This is a genomic window from Streptomyces sp. NPDC107538 (assembly GCF_055657445.1).
In genome coordinates, this window is the sequence record NZ_JBVKAY010000025.1 from 51115 (window position 1) to 76659 (window position 25545).

Sequence of the window (25545 nt, forward strand, 5' to 3'; positions counted from 1 at the left end):
GAGTCGTTCCCTTCCGGAGCGTGATCGGGGCCGTGATCAGGTGTGCGGTGTCGCCGGCGGGCCGGCGGCGGCCGTCCGCTCGGCGAGACCAGGGAAGGCTACGCTTCCGCCCCGCCACCGCACGGCCCGCACCGCCGCTTCCCGCAGCGCCTCGGCCGCCGCGGCGCGCCGCTCGCCCTCGGATGCCCGCACGACATCCGAGTACACACCGGCCACCCGCTCCTCCAGCTCGGCGGCGAGCCGCACGGCGGAGTCGGAATCGGACACCTGGAAGGGCAGCGCGTAACCGGCCGCCGCCGCCGCGGGCTCGCCGCCCAGGTCCCGCACGGTCCGGGTGAGCTGGTCCCGCCGGGCCCGGTGCGCGTCGTACGCCTCCCGGGCCTCGCTCCGCCGGGCCTCGCCGATCTTCCCGCCGACGACGCCGTACCCGTACACGGCGGCGTGCTCGGCCCCGAGCGCCGCCTGCACCGCCTTCAGCTCCCCGCCGCTCGCCTTGCCGCTCACTTCGCACCCTCCGTCAGCATGTACGCGTGCCCCGCCCCGGCCGCCGCCACCGAGGCCATCAGCCGCGCGACCTCACCCGGCACGTCCAGCAACGCCTTGGCCCGCCGGTCGGCGAGCCCACGCTCCGCGGCGGCCAGCTCGGTGAGGGCGGCCTTGGGGTCGCCGGGCACGGGGGAGGGCGAAGCCGAGGCGGAGGAGGAGGGGGAGGGCGAGCCCGAGGGGGAAGCGCTCTTCGCCCCCGCGCCCGTCCGCTTCGTGCCCCCGAACGCCTTGGCGTGCCGTACGACCTCCGCGCGCAGCGGCGACAGCAGCGCGGCCAGATCCGGATGGGCGGCGATCACGAGGTCGTACCGCTCCACGAGCCCCTCGCTGTCCCGGGCCACCCGCGCGCGTGCCCGCTCCGCCTTCGACGTACCGCCCCCGCCGTCGGACCCCTCACCCCCGGACGAGCACCCCACGAGCAGCCCCGCACCGGCGGCCCCGACGAGCAAACTCCTTCTGCGCGGCCCCGACGGGGCACGCGACGGCAGGCTGAACGACACAGCAGACGTCCTCGGGGGGTCGTACGAACAAAGAAGCGGTGCGATCACCGTACCCGTGAAACGCGCTGTGCCCGCCTACGACAGGGCCTAGGGGCGCGGGGAACCTGTGGACGGCAACACCCCAGTGGAGCGGCTACCCTTTGACCTGACACGCGCCCTACCCACAACAGCACACGCGGCCGAGGAGTCACCCGGATGAGCACCACCCAGAGCGAGAGGCTGCGAGAACTGCTGGAACCGCTCGTACGCTCCCAGGGCCTCGATCTCGAAGAGATCGCAGTGGACTCGGTCGGACGCAAGCGGGTGCTGCGCGTGGTCGTCGACTCGGACGAGGGCGCGGATCTGGACGCGGTCGCCGACGTCAGCCGCGCGCTCTCGGCCAAGCTGGACGAGACGGACGCGATGGGCCAGGCGGAGTACACCCTCGAAGTCGGTACGCCGGGCGCCGAGCGCGCCCTCACCGAGCACCGTCACTACCGCCGCGCCGTCGACCGCCTGGTGAAGTTCCAGCTCCGCGAGGACGGGGAACTGATCGCCAGAATCCTGACCGTGGACGACGAGGGCCTCGACCTCGAAGTGCCCGGCGTGAAGGGCCGCAAGGCCACCTCCCGCCGGCTCGCCTTCGACGCGATCGACAAGGCCCGCGTCCAGGTCGAGTTCAACCGCAAGGACAAGAAGGACATGACGGAAGAGGAGGAGGCGTAGCCGTGGACATCGACATGAGCGCCCTGCGGGGCTTGGTACGGGAGAAGGAGATCTCCTTCGACCTGCTCGTCGAGGCGATCGAGGCGGCCCTCCTCATCGCCTACCACCGCACCGAGGGAAGCCGCCGTCACGCGCGCGTGGAGCTCAACCGGGAGACCGGCCATGTGACCGTGTGGGCGAAGGAGGACCCCGAGGACCTGGAGGAGGGGCAGGAGCCGCGTCCGTTCGACGACACCCCGTCGGACTTCGGGCGTATCGCCGCCACCACCGCCAAACAGGTGATCCTGCAGCGCCTGCGGGACGCGGAGGACGACGCGACGCTCGGCGAGTACGCGGGGCGCGAGGGCGACATCGTCACCGGAGTGGTCCAGCAGGGCCGCGACCCGAAGAACGTGCTCGTCGACATCGGCAAGCTGGAGGCCATCCTGCCCGTGCAGGAACAGGTCCCCGGCGAGACCTACCAGCACGGCATGCGGCTGAGGTCGTACGTCGTCCGGGTGGCGAAGGGTGTCCGCGGTCCCTCCGTGACGCTCTCCCGCACCCACCCGAACCTGGTGAAGAAGCTCTTCGCGCTGGAGGTGCCGGAGATCGCCGACGGGTCCGTCGAGATCTCCGCCATCGCGCGCGAGGCGGGCCACCGTACGAAGATCGCCGTCCGCTCCACCCGCAGCGGCCTGAACGCCAAGGGCGCCTGCATCGGCCCCATGGGCGGCCGGGTGCGCAATGTCATGGGCGAGCTGAACGGCGAGAAGATCGACATCGTCGACTGGTCGGACGACCCGGCCGAGATGGTGGCGAACGCGCTCTCGCCGGCCCGGGTCTCCAAGGTCGAGGTGGTGGACCTCGCGGCCCGCTCCGCGCGCGTGACGGTGCCCGACTACCAGCTGTCGCTGGCGATCGGCAAGGAGGGCCAGAACGCCCGCCTCGCCGCCCGCCTCACCGGCTGGCGGATCGACATCCGCCCGGACACCGAACAGCCGTCGGAGTAGGCGCCGGAGCCTCCGTGGGAGCAGGCAGGGAATAGATCCAAGCCGCAGGTCGCTTAGATCACGTCAGTTATATGCGCGGCAACTGTTCGATTCTTGCCCCAAAGGGGTGAGGTCGCCGCGGGGAGGTAGACTTAGCAGTGTCTGGCCGGACGCGTGCCCGCGCATGCCCTGAACGCACCTGTGTGGGGTGCAGGCAGCGAGCGGCCAAGACCGAACTGCTGCGGGTCGTGGCGGTCGAGGACGAATGCGTCCCCGATCCTCGCGGTACGCTGCCCGGCCGGGGTGCGTACATACACCCCGTTCAGGTCTGTCTCGACCAGGGCGTACGCCGCCGGGCGTTCACGCGGGCGCTGCGCGCCCCGGGAGCGCTCGACACAAAGGCGTTGCGCCGATACGTGGAGCAGACAACAGTTGCCGAACAGGCAACACCGTAAGACGCGTCGTACGGAACCTCCGTGCGGCCCTGGTACCCCGCGAGTTGGAAGTAGGTCGAGATTGCGATGAGCACTCGATGAGCACGCGATGAGTACGCCCATGAAGTAGCGACGGTCCGGACACACCCGGACCTAAAAAGGAGCGAAGTGGCTAAGGTCCGGGTATACGAACTCGCCAAGGAGTTCGGGGTTGAGAGCAAGGTCGTCATGGCCAAGCTCCAAGAGCTCGGTGAATTCGTCCGTTCGGCGTCCTCGACGATCGAGGCGCCCGTTGTCCGTAAACTGACAGATGCCCTCCAGCAGGGCAGCGGCGGCGGCAAGCCCGCCCCCCGCAAGGCCGCCCCGGCACGTCCGGCGGCCCCCTCTCCCGCGCAGGCCGCACGTCCGGCCGCCCCGCGCCCGGGTCCGGCCGCACCGAAGCCGCCCGCCGCGGAGAAGCCCGCGTCCTCGGCTCCCGCCCCGGGCCCGCGCCCGCTGCCGGGTCCCAAGCCGCCGACGCCGAAGCCCGCTCCGGCCTCCCCGGCCCCGAGCGTGCCCGAGTTCCAGGCGCCCCCGTCGGCCCCGGCCGCCGCGTCCGCCCCGCCGCAGTCCCCGCGTCCGGGCGCTCGTCCCGGCCCGGGTGCGCCGCGTCCCGGTGGCCAGCAGCGTCCCGGTCAGGACCGGCAGGACCGTCCGGACCGCGGCCAGGACCGTGGCCAGGCGCCGCGTCCCGGTGGTCAGCGTCCCGGTGGTCCCGGCGCGCCCAAGCCGGGCGGTGCCCGTCCGGCCGGTCCGCGTCCGGGTAACAACCCCTTCACCTCCGGTGGCTCCACCGGCATGGGCCGCCCGCAGGGCCCCCGTCCCGGCGGCGCCCCGCGTCCCGGCGGCCAGGGTGGTCCCGGCGGTGCCCAGGGCGGTCCGCGTCCCGCGGCTCCCGGCCAGGCGCCCCGTCCGCAGGGTGCCGGCGGCGGTCCCCGTCCGCAGGCTCCGGGCGGCGCCCGTCCGTCCCCGGGCGGCATGCCCCGTCCGCAGGGCGGCGGCCCCCGTCCCGGCGGTGGCCCCGGTGGCCCCCGTCCGAACCCTGGCATGATGCCGCAGCGTCCGGCTGCCGGCCCGCGTCCCGGCGGCGGTGGCCCCGGCGGCCGCGGTCCCGGTGGCGGCGGTCGCCCCGGTGGCGGTGGCGGCGGTCGTCCCGGTGGCGGCGGCGGCTTCGCCGGTCGTCCCGGTGGCGGCGGCGGTGGCGGTTTCGCCGGTCGTCCCGGTGCTCCCGGTGGCGGTGGCGGTTTCGCCGGTCGTCCCGGCGGTCCGGGTGCCGGCGGCGGTGGCCGTCCCGGCTTCGGTGGTCGTCCCGGTGGTCCGGGTGCCCGTGGTGGCACGCAGGGCGCCTTCGGCCGTCCCGGTGGTCCCGCGCGTCGCGGTCGCAAGTCGAAGCGGCAGAGGCGCCAGGAGTACGAGGCCATGCAGGCCCCGTCGGTCGGCGGCGTGATGCTGCCTCGCGGCAACGGACAGTCCGTCCGCCTGTCGCGTGGTGCGTCCCTCACCGACTTCGCGGAGAAGATCAACGCCAACCCGGCGTCGCTCGTCGCCGTGATGATGAACCTCGGCGAGATGGTCACCGCCACGCAGTCCGTCTCCGACGAGACCCTCCAGCTGCTCGCCGGCGAGATGAACTACGTCGTCGAGATCGTCAGCCCGGAGGAGGAGGACCGCGAGCTGCTCGAGTCCTTCGACATCGAGTTCGGCGAGGACGAGGGTGGCGAGGAGTTCCTCGTCGCGCGTCCGCCGGTCGTGACCGTCATGGGTCACGTCGACCACGGTAAGACCCGTCTGCTCGACACCATCCGCAAGACGAACGTCGTCGCGGGCGAGGCCGGTGGCATCACCCAGCACATCGGTGCCTACCAGGTCACGACCTCGGTCAACGACGAAGAGCGCAAGATCACCTTCATCGACACCCCGGGTCACGAGGCGTTCACCGCCATGCGTGCCCGTGGTGCGAAGTCGACCGACATCGCGATCCTGGTCGTCGCGGCCAACGACGGCGTCATGCCGCAGACGGTCGAGGCGCTCAACCACGCCAAGGCGGCGGACGTCCCGATCGTCGTCGCGGTCAACAAGATCGACGTCGAGGGTGCCGACCCGACCAAGGTGCGCGGTCAGCTGACCGAGTACGGCCTGGTGGCCGAGGAGTACGGCGGCGACACCATGTTCGTCGACATCTCCGCCAAGCAGGGCCTCAACATCGAGAGCCTGCTGGAGGCCGTGGTCCTCACCGCGGACGCCTCGCTCGACCTGCGGGCCAACCCGGAGCAGGACGCGCAGGGCATCGCGATCGAGTCCCACCTCGACCGCGGTCGCGGTGCCGTCTCGACGGTCCTGGTCCAGCGCGGCACGCTGCGCATCGGCGACACGATGGTGGTCGGCGACGCGTACGGCCGTGTCCGGGCGATGCTCGACGACAACGGCAACAACGTCGAGGAAGCGGGTCCGTCGACCCCCGTCCTGGTCCTGGGTCTCACCAACGTCCCGGGCGCCGGCGACAACTTCCTCGTCGTCGACGAGGACCGCACGGCCCGTCAGATCGCCGAGAAGCGGGCGGCGCGCGAGCGCAACGCCAACTTCGCCCGGCGTGGCGTCCGGTTCTCCCTGGAGAACCTGGACGAGGCGCTCAAGGCCGGTCTGGTGCAGGAACTCAACCTCATCATCAAGGGCGACGCGTCCGGTTCGGTGGAGGCCCTCGAGTCCTCGCTGCTCCAGCTCGACGTCGGCGAAGAGGTCGACATCCGCGTCCTGCACCGCGGCGTCGGTGCGGTCACGGAGTCCGACATCGACCTGGCGATGGGCTCCGACGCCATCGTGATCGGCTTCAACGTCCGTGCGGCCGGCCGTGCCGCGCAGATGGCCGAGCGCGAGGGCGTGGACGTCCGGTACTACTCGGTGATCTACCAGGCCATCGAGGAGATCGAGGCGGCCCTCAAGGGCATGCTCAAGCCGGAGTACGAGGAGGTCGAGCTCGGCACGGCGGAGATCCGCGAGGTCTTCAAGTCGTCCAAGCTGGGCAACATCGCCGGTGTCCTGGTCCGCTCGGGCGAGGTCAAGCGCAACACCAAGGCGCGCCTCGTCCGCGACGGCAAGGTCATCGCGGAGAGCCTCACCATCTCCGGTCTGCGTCGCTTCAAGGACGACGTCACCGAGATCCGCGAAGGCTTCGAGGGTGGTATCAACCTCGGAAACTTCAACGACATCAAGGTCGACGACGTCATCGCGACGTACGAGATGCGCGAGAAGCCGCGCTCGTAAGCGCAGGTGGTCCATGCCGGCCGGGGGTGCCATTCGGTGCCCCCGGCCGGTGTGGCCGTTCCTGGGGGCTTCGCGCAGTTCCCCGCGCCCCTAAAAGCGATCGAGCCCCCACCGGGTTCGATGTACGGTTCTGATGTTCCCGCCGAGCCATACGAGGCGGGCCGTCTATCCCGTACCGGCGGGTGAACCGGATACACACATGTACGTGGGGACTCTGTCCTTCGACCTCCTGCTCGGCGACGTACGGTCGCTGAAGGAGAAGCGCTCCGTCGTCCGCCCGATCGTGGCCGAGCTGCACCGCAAGTTCGCGGTGAGCGTGGCGGAGGTCGACCATATGGATCTGCACCGCCGGGCCGTGATCGGACTGGCGGTGGTGTCCGGTGACACGGGGCACCTGACCGACGTACTCGACCGGTGCGAGCGGCTGGTCGCCGCACGCCCCGAGGTGGAACTGCTCTCGGTCAGACGCCGTCTCCACGGCGACGACGACTGACCCAGAAGTGATCAGCAAACGCAGAAAGAGCTAGGAGACGGACCAGTGGCCGACAACGCGCGTGCCAAGAGGCTGGCGGACCTCATCCGAGAGGTGGTGGCGCAGAAGCTGCTGCGCGGGATCAAGGACCCGCGGCTCGGCTCCCACGTCACCATCACGGACACCCGGGTCACCGGGGACCTGCGGGAGGCGACCGTCTTCTACACGGTGTACGGGGACGACGAGGAGCGGGCGGCCGCCGCCGCGGGACTGGAGAGCGCCAAGGGCATCCTCCGTTCCGAGGTCGGGCGCGCCGCGCAGGTGAAGTTCACACCGACCCTCACCTTCGTGGCCGACGCCCTCCCGGACACCGCCAAGACCATCGACGACCTCCTCGACAAGGCACGGGCCTCCGACGCCCAGGTCCGCGAGAGCGCGTCGGGCGCCAAGTACGCCGGTGAGGCCGACCCTTACCGCAAGCCGGGCGAGGACGACGAGGACGACGCCGCCGAATGACCCAGCAGCGCCAGAAGAACACCACGCCCGACGGCCTTGTCATCGTCGACAAGCCGTCGGGCTTCACTTCGCACGATGTCGTCGCCAAGATGCGCGGCATCGCCCGGACCCGACGGGTCGGGCACGCGGGGACGCTCGACCCCATGGCCACCGGAGTGCTCGTCCTGGGGGTGGAGAAGGCGACCAAGCTGCTCGGCCATCTCGCGCTCACCGAGAAGGAGTACCTGGGGACCGTCCGGCTCGGGCAGACGACGGTCACCGACGACGCCGAGGGCGAGATCACGGCGTCGGTCGACGCGTCGAAGGTCACCCGGGACGCGGTCGACGCCGGTGTGGCCGAGCTGACCGGCCAGATCATGCAGGTCCCGTCCAAGGTCAGCGCCATCAAGATCGACGGCGTGCGGTCCTACAAACGGGCCCGGGACGGCGAGGACTTCGAGATCCCGGCCCGTCCTGTCACGATCTCCTCCTTCGCGGTCTACGACGTCCGCGAGGCCGTCGCCGAGGACGGCACCCCCGTCCTCGACCTGGTGGTGTCGGTGGTGTGCTCCTCCGGGACGTACATCCGCGCCCTCGCCCGCGACCTGGGCGCGGGGCTGGGCGTCGGCGGCCACCTCACGGCCCTGCGCCGGACGCGCGTCGGGCCGTACAAGCTGGACTCCGCGCGCCCCCTCGACCAGCTCCAGGAGGAGCTGACCGTGATGCCGGTCGCCGAGGCGGCGACGGCCGCGTTCCCCCGCTGGGACGTGGACGACAAGCGCGCCCGGCTCCTGCTGAACGGCGTCCGCCTGGAGATGCCCGAGGAGTACACCTCCCGAGGCGCCGTCGCCGTCTTCGACCCCACGGGCCGCTTCCTGGCCCTGGTGGAGAACCAGAAGGGCAAGGCGAAGAGCCTGGCCGTCTTCGGCTGAGGGATCCGGCGCCTGAGGAGCAGGGGCGCAGCCCCTTGCTCCTCAGGGGCGCGGGGAACTGCGCGAGCAACCACGACGCACCCGCACCCGCCGACGAAACCCGCACCCCCGAGCCATGAGGCGCCCATGGCTCGGCCCAGCGGAGCGTGGAGCGGCGGTCACGGGGTCACTGTTCCCGCCGCTCCACGGCCCCCCTCGGTTCCCCCACCCAGAGGTGTATCCATCTGCCCGGGGCTATTCACCCCTTCGTGCAGGCGCTCGGAGTGAACCGAGGGAGCGGAAGGGGGCGCGTTCGCCGCGCGATCTGTTCCGCTGATCTTCACGTGCCTACCGTCGGAACACAGGTACGACGGGGAGGTCAGGACATGGCGGTACGGGGCCGTCGGGCAACCGACGACGGCCGCCGGGCGGCGCGGGACGAAGTCCTGGTGCGGGTCGGCGATCTGGCGGGACGACCGCGCGGCACGGGCTTCGTCGCCGACCACCACGGCACGGTCGTCACCAGCCACGAGGCGGTGGACGGGCTGGCCCGCATCGTGGTGCACGCCACCGGCGACCGGGTCTGTGTGGTGACCTCCGACGCGGTGACCCCGCTGCCCGCCCTCGATCTCGCGCTCATCCGCACCGAGGGGCTGTGCGTGGACCCGCTGCCGTTCGCGCTGCGGGACGAGGTCGAGACGGGCGCGTACGTCCGTATCGCGGCCGGCGGCTGGCGCGAGGCACGGGTGCTGGGCACGGCGGACGTCACCTACACCGCGACCGACGGCTTCCATCTGCTGCGCGGCGCCCTGGAGTTGGCGATCGGCACGGCCGGGAGCGAGGCGCTGCGGCTGGGCGGCGGCGCGGCCGGCGGGCCCGTGCTCGACGTGACCACCGGGGCCGTGGTCGGGGTGCTCGGCACGGCGCTGGAGGCACAGCACCGGGCCACCGGTTTCGCCGTACCCCTGCGGGGGTGGCGGGCCGTACGGCCGCTGGCCGAACTGCTCGCGCGCAACGCGGCGACCGTGGGGGCGTACGGGGCCGATCTGAACCTGGCCGGGGTGCTGGAGCTGACGGCCACCACCGTGGGGTCGGACGGGCCGGGGGCGGTGGCGGGGGCCGGGGCCGTCGCGGCGACCGGGGGGCCCGCGCCCGTCGAACGGGTCGATGTCGTACGCGAGTTCACCGCCTTCACCGAAGGGCCGGCGACGGTCCTCGGCCTCGTCGGCCCGCCCGGCAGCGGGCGTACGACGGAACTGGCCGCCCTCGCCGCGCGACGCGGCCGCGGCCCCGAACCGGCCCCCACCCTCTGGCTCCGCGGCGCCGACCTCCTCTCCGACGACACCTCCGTCGCCGACGCGGCCCGCCGCGCGCTGGAACGCGCGGGGCGGATCGTGGCGGCGTCCTGGGCGACGGGTGCGGCGGGTGCGTCGGGTTCTGCGGGCTGGTCGGGGGAGTCCGGCGAGGCGGGGCGGTGTACTGGGGGCTCGGGGCGAGTCGCAGGGGTCGGCGGGGGCGACGGACCCGGCGGCTTCGCTGGGGCGGGGGTGTCGGACACGTTCGCCGCGTCGGGCGGGTGGGCCGCGTCGGACTTCTCGGCCGCCTCCGCCGCGGCGGGGGGCTGGGGTCCGGCGGACGGTGCTGATGATCTGGGTGAGGGGCGGGCCGGGGGAGTGGGGCGGCCGTGGTTGCCCGGTCGGTACGAGGGTGAGTTGGGGGACATCCGGCCGGAGCGGCTGGCGCGGCTCGCCGGGGCGGAGGGGCGGCCCCTGCTGCTGCTTCTCGACGGCCCCGAGGAAATGCCGCCGGCGCTCGCGCACCGACTGGCCGAGTGGACCGCCGGGACGGCCGCGTGGCTGCGGGAGAACGGGGCGCGGCTCGTGGTGGCCTGCCGCGCCGAGTACTGGGAGCGGGCCGGGGCGCGGTTCCCGGCGGAGCTGCTGTACGGGGAGGACTCGGGCGGGGAGGGACAGCCGCTGCCCGCCTGCGTACGGCTCGGCGACCTGACGGAGACCGAGGCCCGCCGCGCCCGGCTCCGCTACGGCATCCCCGAGGACGCTCTGGCCGAACCTGACGCCAGGCATCCGCTCACCCTGCGGCTCCTCTCCGAGATCCGGGCGGCACTGCCGGAGACCCCGTCCGGGCGGCCCGGCGAGGATGGCGCCTCCGCCGGCCCGCCGCACGACGGGGATGGGGGCGGGGCCGGGGCCGGGTGCGGCCGGTCGAGTGCGCAGGGTGCGGATTCCTGCGGTTCGGGGGCGCACGGGCCGGGCGTGGACGGCGCGGGGCCCTGCGGCCCGGTGCGCCCCTCCAGCACGCACACGCCCTCCGCCGGCCAGGCGGCATGCTCCTCCGACTCACCCCCGCCCAGGCGGCCGGACCGGGAGGACGTGCTGGCGGTCTACCTGGATCTGATGTGTCTGCGGGTCGCCGTGCGGCTCGCGGCGGGGAACGGGATGCGGGGGGCGGCGGGGAACGGGATGCGGGGGGCGGCCGTGCGGCGGCTGGCGGCGCAGGTGTCCGGGCAGGTGCATGAGGCGGCCCGGCGGTGTCTGGGGCCGGGGCAGGGCGAGCTGGACCGGGCGGCGTTCGAGGCGGTGTTCCCCTGGGGCCCCGTGCCGGGGCGGCGGCTCGGCGGCACCACCGGCTGGGCCTCGGCCGTGCTCACCGAGGGCCTGCTCGTCCCGGCCGGCGACGGCTACCGCTTCGCCCACGAGGAACTGGCCGACTGGATCCAGGGCGCACACCTGGACCTCGACGCGGCCCTCCACGCGCTCGTGCACCGCGGCTGGGTCGCCCAGGCCGAGGCACGGCGCGGCTGGGGCACCATGCCCTCGGAGGCCCGTGTGCGCCGACAGGCCCGCCGGGCCACCCGCAACCTCCCCGTCCCCCGCCACCGCATCGGCCCCGTCGTCCACGCCCTGCTCCTCCTCGGCCGGCAGCAAGGCCCCACCGAACTCGCCGGCCGCCTGGAGGAGTTGCTCGACGCCTTGGACGCCCTGCTGCCCCCGGGCGCCCAGCCCCCCGACGACCCGACCTGGTGGGCCACCCGGCTCCTGGGCGAGGTCCTGCTCCGGGTGCCCGACGCGACGCCGTACACCCGGGTGCTGCGCTTCCTCACCGAGCGGATCGGCGCCTGGCGGGCCCAGGGCCGGGGCGTACCGGGGGAGTTCGGGCCGGAGTTCTGGGCGTCCCTGCCGCTGCCCGAGGCGGAACGGTTCGACCTGCTGCGACGCCTCGTCGTGGCCGACCCGCCCCCCGGCGAGGGGCCCCGCTACCTGGACGTGGTCTCCCGCCTCCTCACGGCCGACCCCACTGCCGTACAACCGCTCCTGACCCGTTGGTTCCTCGACGACGCCCCGTTGGTCGCGACCCCCGACGCCACCGTGGCGACGGCCGCGCAGGCGCTGCTGCACACCCATCGCCGGTGCGCCCTGGACGACCTGACCGAGGCGCTCGTCGACAGCGCGCACCGGCGCGGCGACGAGCTGCTCGCCGTCCTGTCCGAGGAGGAACCCTCGACGGTGTGCCGGGCCGTGGACCGGTGGGCGCACGACGAGCGCCCGGCGCGCCGGGTCGCGGGGCTGGCGTACGCCCTGCGGACCGCTCCGCACGTGCGCACGGAGACCGACCGCGAGCTGCTCCGCTACGCGGCGTTCGCCCTGCTGGGCCGCCCCGCCGACATCACCCTGCACAGCGGCGCCCTGGCCCTGCTCGTACGGGACCCGCGGACCAGGTCGCGGTATCTGCCGCAGGCGCTCGAACGCTTCGCGGCCGGTGATCCCCAACTGCCCGCGAGCGCCGTGGTCACCGCGCTCGCCACCGACCCGGACCCGGTCCTGGACGCCTTCCGCGCCCGACTGCGGACCCCGGGCGCCGAGGGCTCCGACGGGGAGGCACTGCGGACGCTCGCCGAGGTCACCACCCCCGGCCTCGCGCGCCGCGTCACCACGCTCGTCCGGGAGGTCGTGGAGCTGCGCCCCGAGGTGGCCGGGCACGTCGCCGCGTACGTCGACCGCAGGCTGGAGCATGGCCCGGGCACCCGCGCCGTACTGTTCCCGCTGGTCAGCGGCCTCATCGTCGACGGACCCGTGCAGGTCCGCGCAACCCTCGCGGCCGTCTTCGCCGAGCGGGGCACCCCGGCCTCCGGCCCCCTCCGGCGCGAACTCCTCGACCTGCTGATGGCGACCGAACGCGACCCGTCCGTCCTCGACGCCCTCCTTCGCGCGGTCGCCACACGCGGAGCGACACCGGACAGGGGCGCGGCACCGGACAGGGGCGCGGCACCGGGCAGAGACGCGACACCGGGCAGAGGGGCGTCTTTGGACAGCGGGGAGGCCACCCGGGCGCTGGTCCATCGGGTCGGGCTGCTTCTAGTCCGTACGCCCGAAGGGGCGACCCGCTTCGACTGGGCGCTCGTCGACCTGGCCCGTCATGTGCCCGGGTTCGCGGCGCTGGTGGCAGGCTGGCTCAGCGGTACGCCCCAGGAATGGGCGGCCGTGGTCGGGCCGAGCACCCGCCGGATGATCGAGAACCTGGCGGGGATGCCCGGAGTACCGGGTGCACCGGGAGTGCGGGTGCCCGCGTGAGACCGGAGCGAGGGCCGTGCTCCGCATCACAGGGCGGATGCCGATGCGGGCCGAGGGCACCGGGCATGGCACCCTTAGACCTGCGCAAGGGTCAGGCGTCAATACGGACACGGGTTCGATGAGGAGCGGTCACAGTGCAGCGCTGGCGTGGCTTGGAGGACATCCCCGAGGACTGGGGGCGCAGCGTCGTCACCATCGGTTCCTACGACGGGGTGCACCGCGGGCACCAGCTGATCCTCCGGCACGCCGTGGAGCGCGCGCGTGAGCTGGGCGTTCCCTCCGTCGCCGTCACCTTCGACCCGCACCCCAGCGAGGTCGTGCGCCCCGGCACCCATCCGCCGCTGCTCGCCCCGCACCACCGCCGCGCCGAACTGATGGCCGAGCTGGGTGTGGACGCGGTCCTGATCCTGCCCTTCACCACCGAGTTCTCCCGGCTGGCCCCGGCCGATTTCGTCGTCAAGGTCCTGGTGGACAAGCTGCACGCCAAGGCCGTCGTCGAGGGCCCCAACTTCCGCTTCGGCCACAAGGCCGCCGGGGACGTGGCGTTCCTGGCCGAGCAGGGCAAGACGTACGACTTCGACGTCGAGGTCGTCGACCTGTTCGTCACCGGCGAGGCGGGCGGCGGACAGCCGTTCTCCTCGACCCTCACGCGACGGCTGGTCACCGAGGGCGATGTCGAGGGGGCGCGCGAGATCCTCGGCCGCCCCCACCGCGTCGAGGGCGTCGTCGTACGCGGCGCCCAGCGTGGCCGCGAGCTGGGCTTCCCGACGGCCAACGTCGAGACCCTGCCGCACACCGCGATCCCCGCCGACGGCGTCTACGCCGGCTGGCTGCACGTCGACGGCGAGGCCATGCCCGCCGCGATCTCCGTCGGCACGAACCCGCAGTTCGACGGCACCGAGCGCACGGTCGAGGCGTACGCCATCGACCGCGTCGGCCTCGACCTCTACGGCCTCCACGTCGCCGTCGACTTCCTCGCCTTCGTGCGCGGCCAGGCGAAGTTCGACTCCCTGGAGGCGCTGCTCGTGGCGATGGGCGAGGACGTGAAGAAGTGCCGCGAGCTGATCGGGGCGTACGCGGGGGAGTAGTCCCCGAGGCTCGGCGCTCTCTGTGCCTGGCGAGACGACGGAGGGCCCGTACCGCTCACGATCCGTGAACGGTACGGGCCCTCCGTCGTCCTCTGTCGTCCTGGGGCGTCCTGTCGTCTCGCCGTCCGGGCTACTGCTGCGGTGGTGCCGGCGGGTACGGCTGCTGCCCCTGGTGCTGCGGCGGGTACGGCTGGCCCGGGGCGGGCTGCCCGGGGTGGCCGTAGGGCCCCGGGGGCTGGCCGGGATCCGGCTGACCCGGATAGGGCTGGGGCTGGCCGGGGTAGGGCTGCTGCCCCTGCTGCGGCGGGTACGGCTGTCCCTGCTGCTGCGGCGGATAGGGCTGGCCCGGGGCCTGCTGACCCGGCATCGGCGGGGCGACCACGGGCGGCGGGTTGCCGTCCGAGGTCCACAGGCCGTGCGACTGCTGGTGGCGGGCGATGTCCTCGGCGACCATCGCGGCGAGCGTGAAGTACGCCTCCCGCACCTTCGGCCGCATCATGTCGAGGTCCAACTCCGCGCCGGCGGACAGGTGTTCGTCGAAGGGCACGACGACGACCCCGCGGCAGCGCGTCTCGAAGTGGGAGACGATGTCCTCCACCTTGATCATCTTGCCGGTCTCCCGCACCCCCGAGATGACGGTGAGGGAACGTGCCACCAGGTCCTGATAACCGTGCGCGGAGAGCCAGTCCAGCGTCGTACTGGCGCTGCTGGCACCGTCCACGGACGGCGTCGAGATGATGATGAGCTGGTCGGCGAGGTCCAGCACCCCGCGCATCGCGCTGTAGAGCAGACCGGTGCCCGAGTCGGTGAGGATGATCGGGTACTGCTTGCCGAGGATGTCGATCGCGCGCCGGTAGTCCTCGTCGTTGAACGTCGTGGAGACGGCCGGGTCGACGTCGTTGGCGATGATCTCCAGCCCGGAGGCCGCCTGCGAGGTGAACCGGCGGATGTCCATGTACGAGTTGAGGTACGGGATCGCCTGGACGAGGTCGCGGATGGTCGCCCCGGTCTCGCGCCGCACACGACGGCCGAGCGTGCCGGCGTCCGGGTTGGCGTCGATCGCGAGGATCTTGTCCTGCCGCTCGGTGGCGAGGGTCGAGCCGAGCGCCGTGGTGGTCGTGGTCTTGCCCACGCCGCCCTTGAGGCTGATGACCGCGATGCGGTAGCAGGACAGCACCGGCGTCCTGATCAGCTCCAACTTCCGCTGCCGCTCGGCCTCCTCCTTCTTCCCGCCCAGCTTGAAGCGCCCACCGCCCGACGCCGGACGGCTGCTCTTCGTCTTCTGCTTCTTGCTGTTGAGCAGCCGGTCGGAGGACAGCTCCACCGCCGCGGTGTAACCGAGCGGCGCCACACCCGGGTTGGTCGGCTGCCGCTGATCGTGCTGCACGGGCTGCGGCCATGCGGCGCCTGTGCGGGGGTCGACGGGAGCGGAGGGGTGCGGTTGACCCGGCTGGCCGGGCTGACCCGTGTGAGCCGCGTGCCCTGGCTGACCGGGGAAGGGGGCTTGCGGCTGCCCCGGGTGCTCCGGCTGGCCGGGCTGCGCGGGCTGTGCGGGGGGTTGGGGGAAGCCGTAGCCGCTCTGCGGTGTGTGCGCGCCGGGAGTACCGGGGGCCTCGGCGACACCGGGGGAGGGCGGGAAGCCGTAGCCGGCTTGGGGCGCGGGCGGGGGCGCGGCCGGGGCGCTGGGCTCGCCGGGGTGCCCGGGCTGTCCGGGGTGGGCGGGCTGGGCCGGGGGTTGAGGGAAGCCGTAGCCGCCCTGCTGGGGGATGGGTGCTTGCGGGGGTACGGGTGCGCCGGGGTTCGGGAAGCCGTAACCGGGGGTGGGCGGGCCGGGGGGCGCGGGCACGGCAGGTTGTCCCGGGAAGCCGGGGTGTCCCGCCTGTTCCGGGTGGGCGGGCTGACCCTGCTGCCCGGGGTGGGCGGGCTGGGCCGGGGGTTGGGGGAAGCCGTAGCCGCCCTGCTGCGGGATGGGTGCCTGCGGGGGTACGGGTGCGCCCGGGGGCGGGAAGCCGTAGCCCGCGGGGGAGGGGGCGTGGGGAGCCTGCGGGGGCACCGGCTGCTGACCGGGCGGAGACGTCGGGGCCGGGGCGACCGGAACACCGGAGGCGTCGGACATGCCGGGGGACGCGGGTGGTGTGGGGGTGTTGGGTACGCCGGGTGGGACGGGGGGACCGGGGACTCCGGGCGGCACGGGGGTGCCGGGGGCGTAGGGGACGCCAGGTGCACCCAAGGCGTCGGGGGACGCGGGGGGTGCGGGCGTGCTCGGTACGCCGGGCGGTACAGGGGGACCGGGGACTCCGGGCGGCACTGGGGCGCCGGGGGCGTTGGGAATGCCAGGTGTGGCAGACGCTGCGGGTGTGCCGGGTGTGCCGGGTGTGCCGGGTGCGACAGGGGTCGCGGGGGCGCCCGGCGCACCGGGCATGCCGGGCGTACCCGGCGTGGCGTCGATCGGGTTGCCCCATGCCGCGGGCGCGCCCTGGGGGGCCTGCGGATGGAACGGCTGCTGCGGCTGGTGGGGCACGGACGACTCACCCTGCGCGGCGGCAGGCTCCTGGCCCGGCACCCCGGGGTACTCCGGCACGGACGGCGGCCACTGCGCTCCCGGCGCGGGCGCGGTCGCCTCCGCCAACTGGAACGCGGGCGGCAACGGCGGAAGCCCACCCTGCGGCGCCGGCGGCGTCCAGGAGGGAGGCTCCTGCGGTACGCCACCGGGGGCGTCCGGATCGGGCACGACGGGCGCAGAGCCCTGGAGGTCGGCGCGGCCGGGCGCCGCGTGGACGGGCTCGGTGGGGCCGGGAGCGTCGTCGTGCGGGGTGGTGTTCTGCGGAGCGGCGTCCTGTCCAGCGGTGTCCTGCGGAGCCGAATTTCCCGCAGCGGTGTCCTGTGGGGCGGCAGCCGCCGACTCGGCTCCGTCGGCGACGCCCGCAGGCTTCGCGTCGTCGCCACCGGAGTCCACACCTACCGCTACCGCCGCACCGGCTTCCCCGGGCTGCTCCCCCTCGGCGACACCGGCCTCGCCGACCGTGTCCGCAGCGGTTACTCCCTCGGCGTTCGTACCGCTGTCATTGGCTTCACCGGCACCGGCACCGGAATCTGCAGGGGCACCGTCGGTGCCACTGCCACCAGCCACGGCTTGGGAGTCGGGCCCAGCAGCTTCCTCCGCCGCACTCTCCGCCACTTGCGGAACGCTCAACTCGAAGTCGCCGACCTCCGCTTCACCACCGGAAGCGGTAGCCGCGACCACGCCTGTCTCGGGCGCCCCGCCCGAAGGAGAACCCTCACCGACAGCCGTATCAGCGGCCCCGGTGGTGTCTTCGATCTCACGCTTCAGCGCGGCAGCGGAAATCCGCATGGTCGCGCCACTCGCGATGTCCCCGTTGTCGACGCCGACCTCGGGCGCGGCGGCCACCGGCGGCCAGGGAGGCGGGACCGGAGGAGCGAGCGGAGGTGCGGCGGGAGTCGCGGGCGGGCCGACAACCGGAGGGACGGCCCCCGCATTCGTCTCCGCACCCGCACCGGCACCCGGTTCCGAACCGGCCCCTGCGGATGACGCGTTCTGCGTGTACCAGGCAGGCGGCGCGTAGTCGATGGTGAACTCGCCCGTCGTCTCGACGGCGGACTCCGCGTCGGGCTGGTCATCGTCGGGTGTGGCCCAGCCCCCGCGCATCCCGTCCCGATCGCTGCTCACAATTCCTCCTGGTGTGGTCGAGCACCCTCATGCCGTGCTGGGGCGACCGTTCCTGTCGTCTGATTCGCCGGGCTGGTCCCCCCTTGGGCCCCGGGCAGATGCTGCACAGTCCGTACCGCCCGCTTGCGGGCAACTCGCGACGTGCTCTACCCCAGCCTAATCATCAAAACCTCGAGCCCGGCAGACCCGTCTGTCCTGACCGGCTTCGGCGAAGTGCTCAAGCTGCAGCAAGATTCCATAAATTGGGCATATGCCCTGAGCCTGATCCTTGCTCGCCAGGCTTCTCCTGAACCGTCGACCCAGTCCGTCCAGTCCGTCCAGTTCGTCCAGTCCGTTGAATCCGGTCGGTCTGTCCGTTCCGCTGGGTCTGCTCAGTCCATGCGGCGTGCTACGCCCAGGAGGCCGGTCTCCGCGTCCGTGGCCTGTGTCATCACGTACTGCCGGTCCCGATCCGTGCACCACAACGTGATGCCGTCCTGCAACCCGGGCAGGGAGCGGGTCTCGGGGTGCGGCAGCCCTATCACACGCCCGATCTCCGTCGCCTCGTCCGGCGACACCCGCTGGACGCCGACCACCTGGGCCTGGCGCATCAAGCGCGGTGCAACCGGACTCAGATACGGAAGAAGCGTCAGCACGGACTGCCAGGGTGCCGATGTCACGCGTCCACGCGGCGGCCGCATGCCGCAGTCGCGCACCACCAGCACCGGGGTACCGGCCGACGCGCCCTGTGGGGGTACGCGCCCCACGTCGTACACGGCCAGGCCGTTCTGCCCGCCGCCCATGGCGTGCACCAACGGCATCCAGGTCTGCGCCCGTGCCGTCTCCACGGCCACGCGGGCCCCGGTCGCAGCCGTGCGCAGCGCCAGGACCTGGGCCGTCCACAGACCGCCGATGAGGACGATGTCGAAGGGAGTGGGACGGTTGACGCCGAGTACGGCGGGTCGCCCCTGTTGGCTGACGCCCACCACCACACCGTCGTCCCCGATGGGCAGGGAGAGCGCGCCCACCTGTTCCACGGTCAGCGTGTGTCGCGGGTGCCGGGGGCCCAGCAGCCCGAACCCGGTGCGCAGCCGCTCTCTGCGGCCCGTGGCTCCCGGAGCACCTTCGGGCGCGGCAGAGAAGGGCGGTGAGGTCGAGGCGGACCTGGTCATCAGCGGGCACCGCCCAGCGGCAAAGTGGCCAGAACGCCGGGGAGTTGTTCCCGGTCCAGTCGCACGAGCCCGGTCCGCGCCTGCCGTGCGGCCTGTTCCAGCTCACGTCGTGCGTCGGTCAGTTCCTGGTTGCTGCGGCCGGTGACGCGTACGTGACCGGTGATGGTCACATTCTGACGACCGCCCTTCGCCAGCGTCAGACTGAAGGTGGTCGCCAGGGCGGGAATCCCGGTCAGCTGCGCCACCAACTGCGCCAGCGAGGTGCCCTCGCCGCCCAGTTGCGGCCAGCGGCGCACCCAGTACGTGGTGTGCCGACGGTTGTCACAGCGCCAGCTGCGGCTCGCCTCCTCGGTCCGCCGCTGCGGCACGTCGTCCGGCCCTGCCTGTGCGGCCTGCGCGGTCACCATCGGATTGGCGCACGCGGAGGTGGCGATGGCGGCCGTCAGCTCCTCTTCCGTGAGGATGTTCGCTCGGAAACCGGCACCCGTCAGTCGGCTCGACAGATGTTCCGCCGCCCGCACCAGACACTTCTGCGCCCCGCGCAGTCCGCCGCCACGGGCGGCCACCGCCTCCGGGCAGAGTTCGGGGTCGAGTTTCAGCGCGATCCACAGGATGCGTACCGCCGGAGCGCCGCTCTGGTCCTGGAGCGGCGCGTAGTTGCTCACCACGACCGACTGCTGGGGGAGATGCAGCGCGGGCGCCGGTTGCGTGTGCACGAGAACCTGAGCCGACTCCAGCAGGATCCCGTCGACTTCGAGGGCGTCCTGCACGAGCGCGACCGGCAGCGGCCGGCGACCACGCTCGGCACGCAGCGCTCCGGCGTCGGACTCCAACTGGAGCACCGCGGTGAGGAACCCTCCGTCACCCACCATGCCGACCGGCCGCGGATCGCGGCGATCGCCGCGATCCGCGCGGTTGAAGCTGTATGTACGCAGGCTCGGGTCGCACTCCACGGCGGGTGCGAGACCGGAGTCGACGCCCGAGGGCACCGGTGTGTTTCCTGCTCGGCGCATACGGGCCCGCAGCGCCAGCAGCGAGCCCAGCCACTCGGGCAGGGAGTGCCCACGACGTCGTACGACGGCGAGTACGACCAGGACCGAGGCGACCACGATCGCCGCGATGAGTGCGGCCGCGCCGAGGAGCCAGCCGACCACCAGGACGGCGGTCGCCGTCTCCAGCATCAGCAGCCGCCGTACCGCGAAAGAACCCCCGTGCCCCGCGTGGGACTTGAGATGAAGCGAGACTGATCCGCGGTACGGCGCGGCGAGGGAGCCGGAGCCGTGTGAACCCGACCGGCGCGCGCCCTGCGCCGCGCCACCCGCTCGCGTCCCCGACCGTGCTCTCGGCTGTGCCCCGGACTGCTCCCCGGATTGCGATCGCGACCGGGCGCGTGTCGCGGATGCCATCACTCCAAACCCCCCGAACTCTCCCGAAAACCCTTGGACTCAAGGACCCCACGGGGCCTGAGCAACCGGCCCGTGCCATCAGCACAGTCACGCAACAGGCATAGTAGGGGGCGGCTCTGACAGCCGAGGCATCAGAGCACTCGGAGGCATTTGAGGATGGGGTTTGATCTTCACGGATCCCCCTTCGGATCCGCACGGGGAGAGAGCGGACACACATGGCATCACGGCGGGACGAACTCAGCGCCTACACCTTCGCGAAGCGCCGTACGCTCGCGTCCTTCCTGCAGTCGTCTCCGCCGGGATCGGAGGAAGGCGCTCCCAAGCCGATGAGGGCGGTGTGGCCCGGTGCCGTCGTCGGTGTGGTGATTCTCGCGGTCTTCGGGGGCATCGGTGTGTTCAGCCCGAAAGCGCCCAAGGGCTGGGCCGACGCCGCGCAACACGTCATCGTGGCGAGCGATTCCACGACCCGGTACGTGGTGCTGAAGACCGACGGCCGGACGCAGCTGCATCCGGTTCTGAACATGGCATCGGCCAAGCTGCTTCTGGACCCCGACAAGGCCGACATCATCACCGTCGACGAGGAGATCCTCGACAGCGGCAAGCCACCGCACGGCGCCACGATCGGAATCCCCTACGCCCCCGACCGGCTGCCCTCCCCGGAGGAGGCGGAAGCGGCCAAGTACTGGGCGGTCTGCGAACGTCCCGGTGACGGCGGCCGAGCCATCCAGAAGGCCGCGTTCGTCCTGGCCGAGAAGGAGTTCACCAAGACGCAAGGCCCCGACAAACTGTCCGGCGGCGAACTGATGTACGTCGTCGGCCCGGACGAGAAGGCCCAGTACGTGGTCGACGCCCAGGGCACCGCGTACCCGCTGGCCGACCCGGCCGACAACGAACTGCTCAAGGCCCTGGACACGCAGGGCCGCGCCCCACAGCGAGTCTCCCAGCAGTGGCTCGACACGCTCCACAAGGGCGACCCGGTCTCCATCCCGCAGATCGACGGCATCCCCGGCGCGAAGGCGAACGCCTCCGCCGGCCTGGAGCAGTACGACAAAGTCGGCGAGGTGATCAAGGCGTACGACGGGCAGCGGATGCAGTACTACGTGGTGCTGCCGGGCGAGGTCGCCCGGATCACCGAGTTCGTCGCCGCCCTGCTGCTCAACAGCGGCGCCCTGGTCGATGTCGGACAGGCCGGCGAGGCACAGCAGGTGCACCCCGGCGCGGTCGCCGACAGCACCACTTTCGCGGCCGACAAGACCTGGCCGACGTCCAAGCCGAAGACGGTGAACGACGGCGACAGCGCCACCTCCGGCCGCAACACCCTCTGCAACGTCCTGCTCTCGGTCGGATCGAAGGGCAAGACGAAGCTGTCGACCTGGGTGGGCACCGACTTTCCTGCCCAACTGCCCACCGGTTCCTCCAGCGCGTACGTCACGCCCGGCTCCGGCCAGCTCTACCGCCAGTTCCAGGGCACGGAGACGTCGGCGGGCGGTGTCTTCCTGGTGACGGACACAGGCCTGCGTTACGCCCTGCAGTCCAACAGCGACAGCACCACGGACGACGAGGGCATCGGCACCTCCGCCAAGCAGCGCGAGGAGGACCTGAACCAGGCGAAGATCGCGCAGACCCGGCTCGGCTATCAGAGAGTGACACCCTCGCCGGTCCCCGTGGCGTGGTCGAGGTTCCTGCCGACGGGCCCGCGTCTGTCGGAGGCGGCGGCCCGCCAGCCGCAGGGCTCGTAGCGCGGAGAGGAGGAAGCGACGCGATGCCCAGGAAAAAGGCGAAGGCGAAGGCGAAGGCGCGTACGAAGCCGAAAGCAGGAATGGACGTGATGAGGGAGAGACGGACACCCGCGGCCCTTGCCGCCCTGATGACCATGCTGATCGCCGCCACCTCGACACTCACCTGGCCGGCCGCCACTGCCAGGGCGGACAGCGGTCAGTGCACCTTCCCTGCGAAGGACTACACGGGCCGCCCCTGGGCCCTGCAACGCGTCAACCTCGATGAACTCTGGGCCCTGTCGACGGGGAAGAACGTCCAGGTAGCCGTGATCGATACCGGGGTGGACGTCAAGAACCCCCAGCTCGCCAAGGCTGTGGACACATCGAGCGGGGCGAACTACCTCCCCACGAAGAACTCCAAGGGCGAGGAGATCGACCGCGGCAACAGCCAGGGCACCACCGACACGGTGGGCCACGGCACACGAGTCGCCGGCATCATCGCGGCCCGCCCGATGAAGGGAACCGGTTTCGTGGGCCTGGCCCCCGACGCCGACATCATCCCGATCAAGCAGAACAACGCGGAGGGCGACGGAACGGCCCTGACCCTGGCGTCGTCGATCCGTCACGCGGTCGACAAGGGCGCGGATGTCATCAACATCTCGCAGGACACGGCGAACGCCGTACGGCCCGACGTGAGGCTTGAAGGGGCGGTCGACTACGCCCTCACCAACAACGTGGTGGTCATCGCCTCGGCCGGCAACGACGGTCTGGGCGGCAACGTCAAAGTCACCTACCCCGCGTCGTACAAGGGTGTCCTGGCGGTGGCGGCCTCCGACCGTAACAACGAACGGGCCTCCTTCTCGCAGTCGGGAGATTTCGTGGGAGTCGCGGCGCCCGGCGTCGACATGATCTCCACAGTTCCCGGCGGCGGCCACTGCTCCGACAACGGCACGAGTTTCGCGGCCCCGTACGTGGCCGGGGTCGCGGCGCTACTGAAGTCCAGACACCCGGACTGGACAGCCCGACAGATCGTCGCCCAGATCGAGCAGACGGCGGAACGCTCGATCCCCGGCCACGACCGCCTGGTCGGCTGGGGAGTGGTGGACCCCGTCAGAGCCCTGACCGACGTCGACCCGGCGCACCCGATCGAAAGCCCCAAGCCCGAGGACGAAGTGACCAGAGGCGAGGCCCCCTCGGTCACTCCGCTGCACTTCGGCGAGTCCGCAGAGGAACGGAACACCCGCCTGGCGACGTATGTGGTCGTGGGCAGCTTGGTGTTGGTGGCGGGGCTGAGCGGCACGGCAGTGGCAGTACGAGACACAAGACGCAGGCGGCGTGGTTCGGGAGGCGGCAACACATGGACGTACTGACCCAAATGGGCATACTTCTTCTTATTCTGTCCGCCATTCTCCTGGCCATGGCCTGTGTCAAGGCGGACCGGGTTCGCGCTTGGCGCGCCCGCATCAACCCGACGGCGGAGGAAGTGCCAGACTCGGCTTTCGTCGTCGCCCGCGTAGCCCTCCTCGTCATGGCCGGCATGAGTGTCTACCTGGCTGTGCAGGGTTTCACGGTCGCCTCCTGACGGGCGGGGCGCGGGTGTAGTACGGGTGTAGTGCAGGGCCAGTGCGGGCGCAGTCGTCAAAGCGGCGCCGGGGAAGCGGACGCCGTCAGCCTCGAACTCGTGGTTGATCTGATCTCCGTCGCTCCACATCCACGCGCTGATTCAAGAGCATTGTTCGGAGTCTGCGATAGCCGTGGTGTAGTCGGAGATGAGTTTTTTCATCGCGGCAGCGTCTCGATGCTCTGAGCCGACAGCTTGGATCGCACTGAAGAGTACTTGATCTTCGTGCTGGCTATTGCGGCAGTCAGTTACCTTGCCGAAAGCTTGATATCCCGAATAGATGAACTTGCCATTCTCTGTTCGCTGCTCTGGATCATCGAGGGTCATACCCCACACCCGGCGGCGACGCCGGGTGTGGGCGTGGGAAGAATTCACAATGTGCTCGCTAGTGTCTCGTGCTGCGGTTTGTGTCAGTCCGAGTTGTTATCGACATGCTTCCTCACGCTGCTCGTGACGAGCCGGACCTTTGCGAGGATCTCGCCGGTGGCGATGTTCAGTGCGGCGAATAGGTTCGTGGTGCCGTGCCGCACATGGTTGTGGGTGGGCTTCGCTGTGGTTACCAAACCCACCGTCAGCACCGGCCGGGTCTGGTCCAGCGCCTGCACCTGCGCCTTCTCGTCGACCGACAGGACGACCGCGCTCCCGGGCGGGTCCACGTATAGCCCGACGATATCGGCGCCCGTATCCGCGAACGCCGGGTCCTTTGATCGGCCAGCGTGCGCGTCCACCAGTGAGACAGGCCAGATTTCGATGGCGGAGTCGTCGTCAGCGCGATCACCCGGCCGCGGGTCTGCGCCGGTACCCGCTCCTTTCCGCCACCGCGCTTTCATTCCACCAGGCCCGCCACCCCGCTCTCCGAGTACCGGGCCCCGGTGCGGTCCATTTTCCTGGCGGACACCCCCGCCAGTTCGGCGAGTCCTTGCGGCGGCGGCCCTCGCCGCCACAACACAAGGCGGGCTCACAGGGCCACATCCGCCGTCATGTGCCGGTTCGCCGCCAACGTCCGCAATTCTGTGGCCTGCTCCGAAGAAGGGTTCACGCAGCGTCCAACGAGTCAATGAACTTCAGGTGGCATGAACCGGATCGCGAGACACTAGAGATCTTTAACGGTGCGGGTTACGTCGGGTCGTGACGGTTGGGGTCGGCTGCGCTATGCCGGAGGAGTGAGGTATCCCGATGGCGGTGGACTGACAGCCGAGGAGCGCGATCGGCGTGAGCAAGTCCGGCTCGCAGCAGCTGACTTGATCGAGGCGGGGGCCAGTGACCGGGAGGTGGCCCGGCGGTTCCGGGTGACCCGCATGTCGGCGAACCGCTGGCGCCGGGCCCTGGCCTCGGGCGGCCGTCAGGCGCTGGTGTCCAAAGGTCCCGGCGGCGCCCGCTGCAAACTCAGCGCCGTACAACTACGTTCTCTGGAGGCGGTGTTAGAGGCCGGGCCTGCCGCCTCCGGCTGGAGTGACCAGTGCTGGACGCTGGCCCGCATCGGCGAAATCGTGCGCCGCCGGTTCGGGGTCGAGTACACCCTGGCCGGGCTGGACCTGCTGCTGCACCGCATCGGCTGGAGCGTGCAGGTCCCGAGCCGCAAGGCCACCGAGCGGGACGAGGCGAGGATCGCCGCGTGGAAGGACGAGCAGTGGCCCGTCATAAAAAGAAGGCGGCGGACCTGGGCGCCTGGCTCTGCTTCGAGGACGAGGCAGGTCAGGGCCTGAGGCCGCCCAAAGGCCGCACCTGGGGCCGCCGCGGCCGCACCCCAGTCGTGAAGGTCGCCGCCGCGGGCACCAAGCGGGTCTCGATGGCGGCGCTGGTCTGCACGAAGGCCGGCCGCAGCCCCCGGCTGATCTACCGCATCCACCTTGACCGAGGCCCCGCCAAAGGCCGGCGCAAGGGCTTCACCGAGACCGACTACGCCCGCCTGCTCGACGCCGCACACCAGCAGCTCGGCGGCCCCGTCGTCCT

General features: G+C 71.9%; 20 protein-coding genes and 2 pseudogenes. 14 read left to right on the forward strand and 8 right to left on the reverse strand.

Features of this window, described 5'->3' with window-relative positions; genetic code table 11:
• Nucleotides 1-36: 36 nt before the first annotated feature.
• Nucleotides 37-504, reverse strand: coding sequence for a ferritin-like domain-containing protein (locus tag ACZ7MG_RS42395; protein ID WP_471395359.1), 468 nt, complete (start codon nucleotides 502-504; stop codon nucleotides 37-39).
• The gene (locus ACZ7MG_RS42400) at nucleotides 501-1046 is read right to left on the reverse strand and encodes a hypothetical protein (RefSeq protein WP_471395358.1); all 546 of its coding nucleotides are present in this window, start codon (nucleotides 1044-1046) and stop codon (nucleotides 501-503) included. Before ACZ7MG_RS42400 ends, ACZ7MG_RS42395 begins: the two co-directional genes overlap by 4 nt.
• Before the next feature lie 195 nt (nucleotides 1047-1241).
• Between ACZ7MG_RS42400 and rimP the strand changes: the two genes are divergently transcribed.
• The 9 genes from rimP to ACZ7MG_RS42445 all read left to right on the forward strand — a co-directional run bounded on the left by rimP (nucleotide 1242) and on the right by ACZ7MG_RS42445 (nucleotide 14008).
• Nucleotides 1242-1751 carry a ribosome maturation factor RimP gene (rimP, locus tag ACZ7MG_RS42405; RefSeq protein ID WP_471395357.1) on the forward strand — a complete coding sequence of 170 codons (510 nt, stop codon included), beginning with the start codon at nucleotides 1242-1244 and terminating at the stop codon, nucleotides 1749-1751.
• Nucleotides 1752-1753: 2 nt separating this feature from the next.
• Nucleotides 1754-2740 (forward strand): transcription termination factor NusA, encoded by a 987-nt coding sequence (gene nusA, locus ACZ7MG_RS42410; RefSeq protein WP_471395356.1) that lies wholly within the window; start codon nucleotides 1754-1756, stop codon nucleotides 2738-2740.
• 137 nt (nucleotides 2741-2877) lie between these two features.
• A complete protein-coding gene (locus tag ACZ7MG_RS42415) occupies nucleotides 2878-3174 on the forward strand; it encodes a YlxR family protein (RefSeq protein WP_471395355.1) in 297 nt (98 codons plus the stop codon).
• Nucleotides 3175-3321: 147 nt separating this feature from the next.
• Nucleotides 3322-6453 carry a translation initiation factor IF-2 gene (infB, locus tag ACZ7MG_RS42420; protein ID WP_471395354.1) on the forward strand — a complete coding sequence of 1044 codons (3132 nt, stop codon included), beginning with the start codon at nucleotides 3322-3324 and terminating at the stop codon, nucleotides 6451-6453.
• Nucleotides 6454-6652: 199 nt separating this feature from the next.
• Complete coding sequence (locus ACZ7MG_RS42425) at nucleotides 6653-6946, forward strand: DUF503 domain-containing protein (RefSeq protein WP_152172010.1); 294 nt, start codon at nucleotides 6653-6655, stop codon at nucleotides 6944-6946.
• Nucleotides 6947-6991: 45 nt separating this feature from the next.
• Entirely contained in the window at nucleotides 6992-7441 is a 450-nt protein-coding gene (gene rbfA, locus ACZ7MG_RS42430) for a 30S ribosome-binding factor RbfA (protein ID WP_471395353.1), read from the forward strand.
• Entirely contained in the window at nucleotides 7438-8352 is a 915-nt protein-coding gene (gene truB, locus ACZ7MG_RS42435) for a tRNA pseudouridine(55) synthase TruB (protein ID WP_471395352.1), read from the forward strand. The genes rbfA and truB overlap by 4 nt, the downstream gene beginning before the upstream one ends.
• Before the next feature lie 365 nt (nucleotides 8353-8717).
• Nucleotides 8718-12920 carry a trypsin-like peptidase domain-containing protein gene (locus ACZ7MG_RS42440; RefSeq protein ID WP_471395351.1) on the forward strand — a complete coding sequence of 1401 codons (4203 nt, stop codon included), beginning with the start codon at nucleotides 8718-8720 and terminating at the stop codon, nucleotides 12918-12920.
• A gap of 134 nt (nucleotides 12921-13054) precedes the next feature.
• The gene (locus ACZ7MG_RS42445) at nucleotides 13055-14008 is read left to right on the forward strand and encodes a bifunctional riboflavin kinase/FAD synthetase (RefSeq protein WP_471395350.1); all 954 of its coding nucleotides are present in this window, start codon (nucleotides 13055-13057) and stop codon (nucleotides 14006-14008) included.
• Nucleotides 14009-14138: 130 nt separating this feature from the next.
• Here ACZ7MG_RS42445 and ACZ7MG_RS42450 read toward each other — a convergent pair whose 3' ends face one another.
• Nucleotides 14139-16124: a MinD/ParA family ATP-binding protein gene (locus ACZ7MG_RS42450; protein WP_471395444.1), complete on the reverse strand. Its 1986-nt coding sequence runs from the start codon at nucleotides 16122-16124 to the stop codon at nucleotides 14139-14141.
• Between the two features lie 375 nt (nucleotides 16125-16499).
• On the opposite strand from ACZ7MG_RS42450, the gene ACZ7MG_RS42455 reads away from it, so the two are divergent.
• The gene (locus ACZ7MG_RS42455; protein WP_471395447.1) at nucleotides 16500-17558 is read left to right on the forward strand and encodes a hypothetical protein; all 1059 of its coding nucleotides are present in this window, start codon (nucleotides 16500-16502) and stop codon (nucleotides 17556-17558) included.
• Between the two features lie 54 nt (nucleotides 17559-17612).
• Here the strand turns inward: ACZ7MG_RS42455 and ACZ7MG_RS42460 are convergent.
• The 3 genes and pseudogenes from ACZ7MG_RS42460 to eccE form a co-directional block, all read right to left on the reverse strand.
• Nucleotides 17613-17675 (reverse strand): annotated as a pseudogene (locus ACZ7MG_RS42460) (hypothetical protein); the annotation flags it as partial.
• A gap of 392 nt (nucleotides 17676-18067) precedes the next feature.
• Nucleotides 18068-18847, reverse strand: a complete 780-nt coding sequence (locus tag ACZ7MG_RS42465; protein ID WP_471395349.1) for a hypothetical protein — start codon at nucleotides 18845-18847, stop codon at nucleotides 18068-18070.
• Nucleotides 18847-20253, reverse strand: coding sequence for a type VII secretion protein EccE (gene eccE, locus ACZ7MG_RS42470; RefSeq protein ID WP_471395348.1), 1407 nt, complete (start codon nucleotides 20251-20253; stop codon nucleotides 18847-18849). The genes ACZ7MG_RS42465 and eccE overlap by 1 nt, the downstream gene beginning before the upstream one ends.
• Nucleotides 20254-20468: 215 nt before the next feature.
• Between eccE and eccB the strand changes: the two genes are divergently transcribed.
• From eccB to ACZ7MG_RS42485, 3 genes are all read left to right on the forward strand, one after another.
• The gene (gene eccB / locus ACZ7MG_RS42475) at nucleotides 20469-21992 is read left to right on the forward strand and encodes a type VII secretion protein EccB (RefSeq protein ID WP_471395347.1); all 1524 of its coding nucleotides are present in this window, start codon (nucleotides 20469-20471) and stop codon (nucleotides 21990-21992) included.
• Nucleotides 21993-22081: 89 nt separating this feature from the next.
• Nucleotides 22082-23341 carry a type VII secretion-associated serine protease mycosin gene (mycP, locus tag ACZ7MG_RS42480; RefSeq protein WP_471395346.1) on the forward strand — a complete coding sequence of 420 codons (1260 nt, stop codon included), beginning with the start codon at nucleotides 22082-22084 and terminating at the stop codon, nucleotides 23339-23341.
• A complete protein-coding gene (locus ACZ7MG_RS42485) occupies nucleotides 23329-23553 on the forward strand; it encodes a hypothetical protein (protein WP_471395345.1) in 225 nt (74 codons plus the stop codon). The genes mycP and ACZ7MG_RS42485 overlap by 13 nt, the downstream gene beginning before the upstream one ends.
• A gap of 141 nt (nucleotides 23554-23694) precedes the next feature.
• Here ACZ7MG_RS42485 and ACZ7MG_RS42490 read toward each other — a convergent pair whose 3' ends face one another.
• A complete protein-coding gene (locus ACZ7MG_RS42490; protein ID WP_471395344.1) occupies nucleotides 23695-23919 on the reverse strand; it encodes a hypothetical protein in 225 nt (74 codons plus the stop codon).
• Between the two features lie 83 nt (nucleotides 23920-24002).
• On the reverse strand, nucleotides 24003-24320 hold the full coding sequence (locus ACZ7MG_RS42495) for a hypothetical protein (RefSeq protein ID WP_471395343.1): 318 nt from the start codon (nucleotides 24318-24320) through the stop codon (nucleotides 24003-24005).
• Between the two features lie 435 nt (nucleotides 24321-24755).
• On the opposite strand from ACZ7MG_RS42495, the pseudogene ACZ7MG_RS42500 reads away from it, so the two are divergent.
• A pseudogene (locus ACZ7MG_RS42500) lies at nucleotides 24756-25545 on the forward strand (IS630 family transposase); the annotation flags it as partial.